Source organism: Methylomonas rosea (genome assembly GCF_024505055.1).
In the GTDB taxonomy this organism is placed as follows: Bacteria; Pseudomonadota; Gammaproteobacteria; order Methylococcales; family Methylomonadaceae; genus Methylomonas; species Methylomonas rosea.
On sequence record NZ_JANIBL010000023.1, the window covers coordinates 1 to 12,625 of the forward strand.

At 50.0% G+C, this 12,625-nt stretch carries 10 protein-coding genes; 6 read left to right on the forward strand and 4 right to left on the reverse strand.

The window, feature by feature from the left end; all coding sequences use genetic code 11:
• Positions 1 to 28: 28 nt before the first annotated feature.
• Positions 29 to 1,225: an ATP phosphoribosyltransferase regulatory subunit gene (locus NP589_RS09145; RefSeq protein WP_256606755.1), complete on the forward strand. Its 1,197-nt coding sequence runs from the start codon at positions 29 to 31 to the stop codon at positions 1,223 to 1,225.
• A 43-nt stretch (positions 1,226 to 1,268) separates the two neighbouring features.
• On the forward strand, positions 1,269 to 2,564 hold the full coding sequence (locus NP589_RS09150) for an adenylosuccinate synthase (RefSeq protein WP_064038137.1): 1,296 nt from the start codon (positions 1,269 to 1,271) through the stop codon (positions 2,562 to 2,564).
• A 114-nt stretch (positions 2,565 to 2,678) separates the two neighbouring features.
• Here NP589_RS09150 and NP589_RS09155 read toward each other — a convergent pair whose 3' ends face one another.
• A complete protein-coding gene (locus NP589_RS09155; protein WP_256606714.1) occupies positions 2,679 to 3,524 on the reverse strand; it encodes a sulfurtransferase in 846 nt (281 codons plus the stop codon).
• Between the two features lie 2 nt (positions 3,525 to 3,526).
• Positions 3,527 to 4,504, reverse strand: coding sequence for an NAD(P)H-quinone oxidoreductase (locus tag NP589_RS09160; RefSeq protein WP_256606715.1), 978 nt, complete (start codon positions 4,502 to 4,504; stop codon positions 3,527 to 3,529).
• Positions 4,505 to 4,582: 78 nt separating this feature from the next.
• Between NP589_RS09160 and argC the strand changes: the two genes are divergently transcribed.
• The gene (argC, locus tag NP589_RS09165; RefSeq protein WP_256606716.1) at positions 4,583 to 5,611 is read left to right on the forward strand and encodes an N-acetyl-gamma-glutamyl-phosphate reductase; all 1,029 of its coding nucleotides are present in this window, start codon (positions 4,583 to 4,585) and stop codon (positions 5,609 to 5,611) included.
• Positions 5,612 to 5,695: 84 nt separating this feature from the next.
• Here argC and xdp1 read toward each other — a convergent pair whose 3' ends face one another.
• Positions 5,696 to 6,469 (reverse strand): exosortase-dependent surface protein XDP1, encoded by a 774-nt coding sequence (xdp1, locus tag NP589_RS09170; protein ID WP_256606717.1) that lies wholly within the window; start codon positions 6,467 to 6,469, stop codon positions 5,696 to 5,698.
• 204 nt (positions 6,470 to 6,673) lie between these two features.
• Complete coding sequence (gene prsT, locus NP589_RS09175) at positions 6,674 to 9,526, reverse strand: XrtA/PEP-CTERM system TPR-repeat protein PrsT (protein ID WP_371929659.1); 2,853 nt, start codon at positions 9,524 to 9,526, stop codon at positions 6,674 to 6,676.
• Between the two features lie 156 nt (positions 9,527 to 9,682).
• Between prsT and NP589_RS09180 the strand changes: the two genes are divergently transcribed.
• The 3 genes from NP589_RS09180 to fliE are packed head-to-tail and all read left to right on the forward strand — an operon-like array spanning position 9,683 to position 12,624.
• Positions 9,683 to 10,888: a sensor histidine kinase gene (locus NP589_RS09180; protein ID WP_256606719.1), complete on the forward strand. Its 1,206-nt coding sequence runs from the start codon at positions 9,683 to 9,685 to the stop codon at positions 10,886 to 10,888.
• Entirely contained in the window at positions 10,875 to 12,257 is a 1,383-nt protein-coding gene (locus NP589_RS09185) for a sigma-54-dependent transcriptional regulator (protein WP_256606720.1), read from the forward strand. The genes NP589_RS09180 and NP589_RS09185 overlap by 14 nt, the downstream gene beginning before the upstream one ends.
• Positions 12,258 to 12,312: 55 nt before the next feature.
• Positions 12,313 to 12,624 carry a flagellar hook-basal body complex protein FliE gene (fliE, locus tag NP589_RS09190; RefSeq protein WP_026146905.1) on the forward strand — a complete coding sequence of 104 codons (312 nt, stop codon included), beginning with the start codon at positions 12,313 to 12,315 and terminating at the stop codon, positions 12,622 to 12,624.
• Position 12,625 lies beyond the last annotated feature (1 nt).

The window sequence follows — 12,625 nt, forward strand, 5'->3', positions numbered from 1 at the left end:
GGCGTTTGCTGTGTTTGAGACAGACAAAATGCAAAAAAAAGACACCTGGCTATTGCCGGAAGGTATTACTGAAGTATTGCCGGAACAGGCGGCGCATCTTGAGAAGTTGCGCAGAAAGCTGCTGGATACTTTTGCCTGCTGGGGTTACCAGTTGGTTATTCCACCCTTTGTAGACTTTCTGCATTCCTTGTTGATAGGCTCCGGGCATGACCTGGATTTACAGACTTTTAAGCTGACCGATCAATTGAGCGGAGAAATGTTGGGTGTGCGGGCGGATATGACGCCGCAAGTAGCCCGAATCGATGCGCATCACTTTCAGCACGACGGCCCAACCCGGCTGTGCTATGCCGGCACGGTGCTGCATACCTTGGGCGATCCCTTGGAAAAAAGCCGCAGCCCGATGCAGATTGGCGCAGAGCTATATGGTCATGCCGGCTTGGAAAGCGACTACGAAGTGATCCAGCTGATGTTGGAAATGCTGGCGATCAGCGGTTTGCAAAATGTGCATCTGGATTTGGGGCATGTCGCTATCTATCGGGCCTTGGCCGAACATGCCGGTCTAAATCCGCAACAGGAAGCCGAATTGTTCGACGTTTTGCAACGCAAGGCCAGAACCGAATTGGCGGAATTGCTTGCCGAGTTTGAGATTGACGCACGCTACAAAGACATATTCAATGCCTTGCCGAAGCTGAATGGCGGAAGGGATATACTGGACAAGGCTAAAGCATTATTAACCGGTTTTGCCGGTGCCGATGAAATTGCTGGCGCTTTGGCCGATTTACACGGCATATCCGCTAAATTACGCCGCGATTTCCCGGCCTTGACGGTGAGTTTCGATTTAGCCGAGCTGCGGGGTTATCACTATCACACCGGCATGGTGTTCGCGGCGTTCGTGCCTGCTCTAGGCAAGGAAATCGCCCGCGGCGGCCGTTACGATAACATCGGCGAAGTATTTGGCCGAGCGCGAGCCGCTACCGGTTTCAGCGCGGATTTAAAAGTATTGGCGGGCATGTTTAAAGTCGATGACGAAGCGGCGCAGGTGGTGTATGCACCGTTTGCGGAAGACACCGATTTGCGGGAAGCCGTCAGAGATTTGCGTGCGCAAGGTGTGGCGGTGATTCAACATCTGCCGGAACAACAGGGCGGCGCCGAACAACAGGGCTGCAATGCTATTTTAGAAAAACACAATCAACGCTGGGTTGTTAAGTCAATAAGCTGTCGTTAGATCAATAAGCTGTCGTTAAACCACTAGTTTAAGGTTAGATAATATGGGAAAGAATGTTGTTGTTATCGGCACGCAATGGGGCGATGAAGGTAAAGGTAAGCTGGTCGATCTTTTAACCGAACAAGCCGCTGCGGTGGTGCGCTTTCAAGGCGGCCACAATGCCGGACACACCTTGGTGATTAACGGCGAAAAAACGGTGTTGCATCTGATCCCTTCAGGGGTTTTGCGCGAAGGCGTGCAATGCATGATAGGCAACGGTGTGGTGTTGTGTCCGGAAGCGCTATTGAAGGAAATCGAGATTCTGGAAAAATCCGGCGTTCCGGTTCGGCATAGATTGCAAATCAGCGAAGCCTGCGCGTTGATTCTGCCGATACACGTCGCTATCGATCAGGCCCGCGAAAAAGCCCGTGGCAGCAAAGCTATCGGTACTACAGGTCGCGGCATTGGGCCGGCTTATGAAGACAAGGTCGCCAGACGCGGCTTGCGTGCCGGTGATTTGCGCAACAGCGAGGAATTTGCCGCCCGCTTAAAGGAGCTGGTCGAATATCACAATTTCATGTTGACCCATTATTATCACGCCGAGCCTGTGGATTATGACGCGGTGCTGGCGAACACCTTGCGCTTGGGTGAGATCATCAAGCCGATGCTTACCGATGTCGGCGAGGCTATCTACAGCTATCAAAACCAAGGTGAGAACGTGTTGTTCGAAGGCGCGCAGGGTGCACTGCTGGATATAGATCACGGCACTTACCCCTATGTCACTTCGTCCAACACTACGGCGGGTGGCGCTGCCACCGGCACCGGCGTTGGGCCTTTGGCGCTGGATTATGTGTTGGGTATCACCAAAGCCTATTCCACTCGAGTGGGTAACGGCCCGTTCCCGACCGAATTGCTTGATAATTATGGCGAGCATTTGGGTGTGAAAGGTCACGAGTTTGGTGCCACCACTGGCCGTAAACGTCGTTGTGGCTGGTTCGATGCGGTATCCATGCGTAAGTCAGCGCAATTAAACAGCTTGAGTGGTATTTGTCTGACCAAGCTGGATGTGCTGGACGGTCTGGATAAAATTGGGATCTGCACCGCTTACAAGATTAACGGTCAAATCACTGAAACAGCGCCGCTAGGCGCAGATCAGTATGCAGCGTGTGAAGCAGTGATTGAGGAAATGCCGGGTTGGACGGGCACTACGGCTGGCGTCACCGATTTTGCGCAATTGCCGGAAAACGCCAAAGCCTATATCGCCCGAATTGAGCAGTTGGTTGGCGTAAAAGTAACGATTTTGTCTACCGGCCCGGACCGGAACGAAACCATAGTCTTGGAAAATCCATTCCAGGCTTAAGTATTAAACCTTCGCTTAAGACGCTGAATGTGTTCAGCGTCTTGTCTTCCCTCTCAATTAATAACTGGTTTAGAGAAATCCTCTAAACATGTTTGCTATCTTTGATGAGACCATTCAAGCGGTTGCGACGGGTCTATTCCGGTTGGTGATCCATTCGCTCCAGGAGCCGGCGTAAAGTTTCGAACCACTTAGTCCTGCAATTTCCATCGCTAACAGGTTATGGCAGGCTGTCACGCCTGATCCGCACATATGTGCTACTTGCTCGGCCGGGTAAGGAGCAAGCAGTTTGCTAAATTGTTGGCGTAACTGGTCGGCGGGTAAAAATAATCCGGATTTATCCAGATTGGTTTGTAAGGGCCTGTTCAGCGCTTTGGGTACGTGGCCAGCTATTGGGTCTATCGGTTCTTGTTGGCCATGGAAGCGTTCAGGCGTTCTGGCGTCTATCAGGGCGATTTTTCGCGTCGCCAGACCGTCGGTAACTTGATCGGCGTTGAGCCATTGTTGATTGTCCAGATAGATGCGGAATTGGCTTGCGGTAATCTGTGGTAACTTGGTTGTGACCGGCAAGCCTTGTTTTTTCCAATGTCCAAATCCGCCGTCCAACACTGCCACATAACTATGGCCCATTGTGCGCAACAGCCACCACATGCGGCCGGCAAACGCGCCGCCGGCATCGTCATACACCACTATTTGACTACGATTGTTAGCGCCCCAATCGCCTAGCTTTTTGCCTAATACCCTAAAGTCCGGTAAGGGATGGCGACCGGTATAGGATCGAACTGGCGAAGACAAATCCTGGTTTAAATCGGCATAGCGAGCGCCGGGAATATGGCCCTGTCGATAGGCTTTCTGCCCAGCAGTCACATCGGCCAGAGAGAATCGGCAATCGAATATTCGCCAATCCGGGTTGTTAAGGTTAGTAGCTAAAGTCTCTGCGGAAACCAGCGTGGTGTAGGACATGCTTATACCTCCAAAATAATTTTACCGATATGTTGGCTGCTTTCCATACGTTCGTGGGCTTGGGCAGCCTTGGCCAGCGGAAAAACCGAATCTATGATGGGTTTCAGTTGGCCGGATTCCAGTAGCGGCCAGGCTTTTTCAAGCAACTGCTCAGCTATTTTAGCCTTGAACTCGTCACTGCGGGGACGTAAGGTTGTGCCGGCAATGGTTAGCCGTTTCATCAGCACGGATGCTAAATTGATTTCGCTCTTGCCGCCGCGTTGGATGGCTATCTGCTGTAGTCGGCCATCGATAGCCAGACATTTCAAGTTGCGGGGGAAGTAGTCGCCGCCGATCATGTCTAAAACTACATCGACGCCTCTGCCGTTGGTGTATTGCAAAATGGCTTCCATAAAGTCTTGTTGCCGGTAATTAATCGCCAGATCCGCGCCTAATTTTTCACAATGCCGGCATTTTTCGTCGTTGCCGGCTGTGACGATGACTTGGGCGCCAAAGGCTTTGCCGAGTTGAATGGCGCTGGTGCCGATACCGCTGGTACCTCCATGTATTAACAAGCTTTCGCCGGCTTGCAGTTTCGCGCGGTCGAAAATATTGCTCCAGACTGTAAAAAAAGTTTCCGGTAACGCGGCGGCTTGAATAAAACTCAAGCCTTTCGGTATGGGCAGACAGCAACAGGCGCTTGCTAGGCAATACTCCGCATAGCCGCCGCCCGTCAACAATGCGCAAACCGGGTCGCCAACTTTAAATCCAGTTACTTCGCTCCCAATTGCTTCGATAGTGCCGGCCACTTCCAAGCCGAGAACAGTGGATGCGCCTGGCGGTGGAGGATACAGGCCTTTGCGCTGAATGAGGTCCGGGCGGTTTACGCCGGCTGCAAGCACTTTTATCAAGACTTGATCCGAGCCGGGAGAGGGCAGTGGCTGATCCGTTTCGATTAAGTCGGTGAACTCGGCGGTGCGATAGATATCGATGGCGCGCATGATGTTAAGCTTTGCGGGGATAGTGTCGTATTATATGCGCCGCATTTGACTAACAGTATATTTTCAACGAGAGCATTCATGATACGTGTAGGCATTGTCGGCGGAACCGGGTACACCGGCGTCGAATTGTTAAGAATTTTGGTATTGCATCCCGAGGTCGAAGTTAGCGTAGTGACTTCTCGCGCTGATGTCGGACTGCGAGTGGATCAGTTGTATCCGAGTCTACGAGGCTACTGTGATGTGAGCTTTACCTTGCCGGAGTTGGATAATTTAAAAGACTGCGATGTGGTGTTTTTCGCCACGCCAAACGGCACCGCCATGCTGATGGCTGAGGCCTTGCTGGCGCTTGGCATCAAAGTCATCGATTTGTCTGCCGATTTCCGGATTAAAGACCGGCAAGAATGGGAAAAATGGTATGGCATGCAGCATGCCAGTGCGGATTTGATCGCCGAGGCTGTCTACGGTTTGCCGGAGGTTAATCGCGAACAAATTAGACAAGCGCGCTTGATCGCTTGTCCGGGGTGTTATCCAACTGCGGTACAGCTTGGGTTTTTACCTTTGCTGGAGTCTGGTGCGATAGACACGCATCATTTAATTGCCGATGTAAAATCCGGTGTCAGCGGTGCGGGGCGCAAAGCGGAAATATCGTCGTTGATGAGCGAGGCAGGCGAGAGTTTTAAGGCCTACGCGGTCGGCGGGCATAGACATTTGCCGGAAATCAGACAGGGTTTGCAAAATGTCGCCAAGCAGGCGGTTGGTCTCACTTTCGTGCCGCATTTGACTCCGATGATACGCGGTATTCACGCGACGCTTTATGCGCGTTTAAACCGGAAGCTGGATTTGCAAAGTCTGTTTGAGGAGAAGTATCGCGAAGAAAGATTTGTGGATGTGTTGCCTAATGGCAGTCATGCCGACACTCGCAATGTGCGCGGCAGCAATCGCTGTCAGATTGCCGTGCATCAACCGCAAGGCGGCGATACGGTGGTGATTTTGTCGGTGATTGATAACTTGGTGAAAGGAGCGTCGGGGCAGGCGGTGCAAAATATGAATTTGATGTTTGGGTTGCCCGAGTATCAGTCTTTAGAGGCTGTTGCTTTATATCCTTGAGCTGTATTAAAAAGCTTGCCACATAAAAAAACCGCCTTCCGGTAAAATTCGGAAGGCGGTTTTTATTGTTGAGTTTAAGTCGCTTTAAGCGGCTACAGCATGGCTTTTACGATTCACTCTCCAGCCCAACATGCCGCTAGCCAATAATAACAAGCTGGTTGGCTCAGGAACGCTACCGACACCACCGCCACCGCCGCCACCGCCAGCTGTGCCAACGAGTTGGGATAGTTTAAAGTAGTCGTTACCGCCATCAACGTTAGATTCACCCAAGCCTGAACCCCAACTGCTGCTATAAGCACTAATCAGCCAAAAGCTAGAAGATAAGTTGTTTGGATTAATGTCTTCTACAACACCTTGAGTTGCATTATAACTACCGACGAATTCCCATCCTCTTGTAATCAGGTCGGAAATTTTTTCTCCGGTAATATTTCTATCAGTGGGAAGCGCGTTATTCGTCAAAGTACCGGTATATCTCAGGACCGAAATATCTGAGTCGTAAGCAGTCGGAGATGGCCAGCCTATGCTCAGTTTATCCAAAATGGTGCTAGTGTCGAACCGAAAAAGTAAGGCTTCGATACTGCCTACGTTATCTACTGCGTGCTCTGGCGAGGTGGTGCTTTCAAGAGACGGGGACAAGGTTCTTACTCCTAGCCCACCGGAATAACTAGACCAACTTGCAGCCGCAAATGTTGATGTAGCAGCTGTTCCGACCGAATAAGCGTTGATGCTCGTGATGCCGGCTGGTATTGTGCTGGAGAGGTTCCACTGAGTAGCGTTAGCTGCAAGCGGCGCTAGCAACAAGGCTGTCATAGCCAAATATTTCCGGGTCATAATGTCCTCACATTTTTCGATTTTCATTTGCCGCTATTGTCTTCGTCGGTCTGGAAATAACTATTGTACTATTGGCCATAAACAAAGAAGCACGGGTTGAACAACAACATGCATGTAATGCGCCATAATTATAATTTCATTTAAATACAATTTGTTATGTTTTTTTTGTTACTCAACAAAAGTAGAATTTGTCCATACTGTAAAAAATTACGACAGATTTTAGAAAATGCACTATGGGCGGAGTTGTTCCAGTAGAGCTTTTGCTAGTTCACGACCATTGAATCCGGTATTTGTCTTTAGTGCTTCTTCCAATTCTTGCTTAGCCTCATCCTTGCGTTGCAAATGATTTAGTGCAACAGCGATGTGGTAGCGAATTTCAGGATCCTGGGAAAGTAACGAATGTGCGTTTCGCAAATAATGAAGGCCTTGCTCAATCTGTCCGGTGTTTACCAGTATCCAGCCCAATGTGTCGTTAGTAGACGGTTGATCGGGTGCAAGTTTATGGGCTTGCTCGGCAAGGGATAAGGCTTTGTCGTTGCCGGTATTTAGATACACGTAGGCAAGGTTATTTAGGAACTGCGGTTCATTGGGAAATTGTTTCAATAGTTCAACGTAGTGCTTTTCTGCCTCTTTAAATTTTCCGCTTTTCAGTAATTCGTCCGCGAAGGCGGCCATCGGCAGTTGGTCTTGAGGGTGCTTTTTAATCCACTGATCCAGTAAATTAAAGGCTTTGTCGGGCTGGTCGATTTTTTTTAAGTTTTCATAGAGCAGCATCAATGACGTTGTGTCCGGCTCCAACTCAAAAGCCGCTTGGTAATGACTGTTAGCCAAACTAAGGTTTTTGTCATGATCGGCAATGTTTCCCAACAGTCGGTGAGGAAAAGCGCGCTTTGGATATTGTTTTAGCAGGCTTTCTGCGCGGCTTAATGCAAATACCGGTTTCCCATGGTTCAGTTCCATTTCCACCAAGGCAATTTGCGAAGGTATATGATTTTCGTCAACCAAAACTGCTTTCTTCAAGGTCTTTATAGCTTCAAAATAATCGCCTGCATCTATTTGATAACGAGCAGCTTTGTAAAGTTGTTTGACATTAAACCGGGCTTGGTCTGCCATGCGGATAAACACTCCTAAGGCTTTCTCCTTGTTGTTGTTAGCTAAGTAGCTTCTAGCCAGGGCGTCGATAACCTGAGGATTGTTCTTGTCGATCATTTCCGCAGCTTGTGCGGCGGCATTAGCCTCAGCAGCTTTGCCCATCTTCAGATTTAGCTCAACCAAAGCCAAAAGTGTCGGTAATGACTTTTGGTCCATCATCTTCGCTTTTGCTAGCCAATCATTGGCTGCCTGATAACGTCCGGCGCTTTGTTCGACTTTGGCCAATTCAATAAGAATATCTATGTCGCCCGGGTAATTCTGCTGCAAGATTTGCAGGCGCTGTCTGGCTTGATCAAGTTTGTTCTCTCCAACGTCAAGTTTACTTAGGTTAATTTGTGCGTCGAGAAAATTGGGGTTCAGTTCAATAGCCTTCTCGAAACTCTGCCGCGCCTGTTTGTACTGTCCGGTATTGACTTGAGCAGTCCCTAGTAAATTTAGTAGTGTAAAGTTTTTTGACGCTTTCTCATGTAGCGCTTGTGCGGTTTTTAACGCTTTTTCAGGCTCACCACGGCTCATGTAAAGTGCCACGAGAGGAATACCTGCTTGAATCGCATCCGGATTCTTTTTGAAAGCCACTTCAAGGTCTTGAACGGCCGCCTGTTCCTGTCCCATTGCCAATCTGTTCAGGCCAATTTCGGTTTGCAGGCTGCCACTCTCATTTCCTAACGCAGCGGCTTTTCCAAACAGATTATTGGCCATATCGTGTTTACCGGCCTGCATGAACGCGCTTCCCAGTAAAAATGCCAAACGCTGATCCTGTGGATTGCGGATTTGCATAGGGCGTAGCAGATCAATGGCTTGTTCGGGTTCGTTTTTTTGTAAAAGTATGGTGGCCAGTAACTTATACGGACCTGATTGTTCCGGGTATTGCTTAACATACTGTCGCAAGTACTCTGCTGCCAGGTCGAATCGTTGCAGGCTGTAATTAACCAAGCCGGAGAGCATTAAAGTCGGGCCATGTGCCGATAAATATTCCGGCTTGATACCGGTGATGATGTCGGCCGCCACTTCCAATTCCTTGGTCGCCGCTTCTCTCTGATTATTGCGCTCGAGTAAAACCGCATGCAGATAGGCTGCTTTCGGTTCGAATGGATAAGCCTGGCGCATATATTCCAAATCTTGCCGTGCTCGCTCGTCGCGCTTTAAGTCCATTAAAAGGCCTGCTCTGGCAAGTCGAGTGTCTACATGAGCGGGGTTTAGCTCAATCGCCTTATCGTAAAACTTTAGCGCTTCATCCAGCTCCATGTTGGCATGCTTAATCGAACCTTTTGCATACCAAACGCCGGCATCATTTGCTTGCATTTGCATGGCTTTCTCTGCGGCTTGATCGGCGCCTTTAATATCACCGCGCTTTAACAGCGCATTGGCGCGCCCGATTGCGGCGTTAACCTGGTTGGGAGCAATTTGCAATGCAATGTCGAATTCGTTCAGCGCTTCGCTAATCAAATTGAGCTGCAGATAGGCATTTCCGCGGTAAACATGCAAAACCGGGCGTAAACCACTATTAAACTGCGCTGGATCGATTTCCTTCAGTAGGTCGTTATAGCGGATTTGGTAGGTGTAAAGCTTGGCCAGGTTTTCCGCTATTAAAGACGGATCCGCGCCCAGTTGTTTGGCTAAGCTGAGTTGGACTTCTGCTTCCGTCAACGATTTCTGTTGCAAGTAAATTTCGCCAAGCAGCATGTGAGCCGAAACATATCTTTCGTTTTGCTGTAGCGCATTCTTCAACTGGATGATGGCTTCGGCGTTATTCTGATTTCTGTAGGACTGCAACGCCTCCTCGTAAAACTTTCCGGCCTGGATGTCATCGGCAAAGCTTATCTGCACGGGGTTAAGCGCCAGAATCAGCAACAGCTTATTTAAAGGTAAATTGGATTTCATCGGATTTTTGCGCATAACGAAAATGGGGTTGCTCAAGTGTGCACATAGCATAGTCGCAAAGCCAATTCGTCACCAGTCTGGAACTAGCGGCAGTCTTCTTGTCGTCAAAAACTTGACTGTGCTTATTTAAGTAGCTGTTTTTAGATGTAAATTTAAATGGTCTAAATTTTGCTGTTAGCGTCTAGACAATCAATTAGGCGACTAAATATGGGTACTTTAGAGCTGCACCAACAACAAAAAACCGAGCGCTTAACCGATGCATTCCGGATATTTAACGAACTTTCGGAAAACCTGGCGCATTCCTATCAGGGTTTGGAAGAGCAAGTGGCCAAACTCAATCGAGAGTTGCAGGCCGCGCGTAGCGAGCGACTAAACACGCTGATCGAGAAGGAAAAGCTCGCCAGCCGCTTGCAACAGATTCTGGCGGCCTTGCCGGCGGCGGTGGTCGTGCTGAATGCTCACGGTTTGATCATCGATTGCAATACCCATTCAGTGGACTTTTTGGGCGAACCCTTGCTGGGCCAATTGTGGTCAAGTGTGGCGGCGCGCAGTTTGCAGCCGGTTTTCGAATCGCCGCATGAACGCCAACTCAGAGATGGTCGTAAAGTCAATATCACCCACAGCTCGTTGGGTAACGATGCCGAACAAATCATTCTATTGTCCGATGTCAGCGAATTGCGCTCTTTGCAAGACACGCTGGCCCAGCAAAAGCAGCTGAGCGCAATGGGGGAAATGGTGGCCGGTCTGGCGCATCAGGTGCGCACGCCGCTAGCGACCGCGATTTTGTATGCGTCACAAATGAGCAAACCCTCGATAACAGATGAAAAACGCCAACAGTTCTCCGAGAAAATTTTAGAGCGCTTGCACTACCTGGAGCGCCAAGTTAACGACATGCTGATCTTTGCCAAGCAGGGCCGCATGGCGATGCAAAGTTTTTCATTGCAGAGGCTGCTGGCGCATCTAGCCGAAGCGGCTGATAGTTTTGCGGGCGAATTTAGCATCGAAAACCGAATCAGCACCGATCAGTTGCTTGGAAATGAAGATGCGCTGCGCGGGGCACTATTAAACTTAATCAATAATGCGGCCGAGGCTGGTGCGCACAAAATTGCTTTAACGGTCCGGCGGAGCGATTTAGGCAGTATCGACATAACGGTGACGGATGACGGTCCCGGTATCGCCCAAGCGCAGCAAGCTAAATTATTCGAACCGTTTTACACCACCAAGTCCAACGGTACCGGCCTGGGTTTGGCGGTGGTGGACAGCGTGGCGCGCGCGCATGGCGGTAGTGTCAAGTGCCGTTCCACTCTAGGGCAGGGGACGAGTTTTAGCTTGAGCCTGCCTTGTATCAGTCAATACACCCTGGGACTGTCCATAGGTGTTGCCAAAATGGAGCAAAATTATGAAACAGTATGATGTGCTGATCGTCGAAGACGACATGGCTTTATGCGAGGCGCTATGCGATACGCTGGAAATTGAAGGCTATCGGGTAATCTCCGCTAAAAACGGTATCGAGGCTTTGAGCCAGTTAGCCAAATATCCGGTCAGGCTGGTGGTCAGCGATGTACAAATGCCGGTGATGGACGGTTTTCAGCTATTGCAGAATATCCAGCAAAAATTCGAGCAGTTGCCGGTGTTGCTGATGACGGCTTACGGCACCATCCCCAAAGCGGTGGAAGCCATGCAGTCCGGCGCGGCCGATTATTTGATCAAACCCTTCGAAGCCGGGATGTTGGTCGATAAGGTGGCGTCGTTGATCACGCTGCAAGCGCCAGTGGTTAACGAGCGAGTAGTGGCTGACGAGAGCATGAAAAAGCTTTATGCACTGGCCAGCAAAGTAGCCAAAACCGATGTGACCATGCTGTTGGAGGGCGAAAGCGGTACCGGTAAAGAAGTGCTGGCCCGTTATGTTCATCGGAACTCGCATTATCATGCCGGCCCGTTCGAGGCCATCAATTGCGCGGCGATTCCGGAAAACATGCTGGAAGCGATGCTATTCGGTTACGAGAAAGGCGCGTTTACGGGTGCCATTCAATCGGCGCCGGGTAAATTCGAACTAGCGCAAGGCGGTACCCTATTGCTGGACGAGATTTCCGAAATGGATATATCGCTGCAAGCCAAATTACTGCGGGTGCTACAGGAAAAAGAAGTCGAACGTTTGGGCAGTCATCGCAAGATAACGTTGAACGTCAGAATTTTGGCGACAACCAATCGTAAATTAAAAGACTATGTGCAAGATGGCCGGTTTCGCGAAGATCTGTATTTTCGCTTGAGCGTATTTCCGCTCAGAATTCCGCCGCTCCGCGAGCGGCCTGGCGATATTTTGCCGCTGGCGCTGGAGTTGTTGAACAAGCATAGCCCGGCCGGGAAAGCAGTTTGCAGCTTTGACGAGGCGGCAATCACTAAGTTATCTGCATACAGCTGGCCGGGTAATGTCAGAGAATTGGAAAACGTGGTGCAGCGGGCGTTGATCCTGCAAAGCCGGAGTCAAATCGGCCCCGACGACCTGATTTTTGAGGAAGATATGTTGGTTTTGCCGAGTTTGCCCGCTGCTGTGCAAAGTCTTGCCGTAGAATCGCGGCAAACCTATAGTGAGAGCAACCAATTCGAGCTCGGCAGCTTGGGTGATGGCGTGCGTTCGGCCGAGGAAAAAATTATTTTGCAAATGTTACGCGATGTCAGCGGCAGCCGGAAAACCACAGCCGCCAAGCTGGGTATCAGTCCGCGCACCCTGCGCTACAAAATTGCGAGGATGAAGGAAGCGGGAGTGATGGTACCAGGTTAAATCTTGGCTTGAAAAATGCTTGTGCTAAGCAAGGCAACCTAAAAGAGTCATTATCATGTCAGATATGAATGTTAACCAAGTGCTCGCGCAGATGCGGGCAATGTCCATAGAGGCCGGCGCCAAGCCACAGCCTAGCGACACGTCCGGCGATTTTGCAGCCATGTTGAAACAATCCATCGACGCCGTGAACAATACCCAGCAAACTGCCAGCGGTATGGCTAAATCATTTGAGATGGGACAGAGTGACGTCAGTTTGGCGGAAGTGATGATTGCCTCGCAAAAAGCCAGCGTTTCCTTTCAGGCCATGCTCCAGGTGCGTAATAAACTGGTGGATGCTTATAAGGACGTGATGGGCATGTCAATGTAGG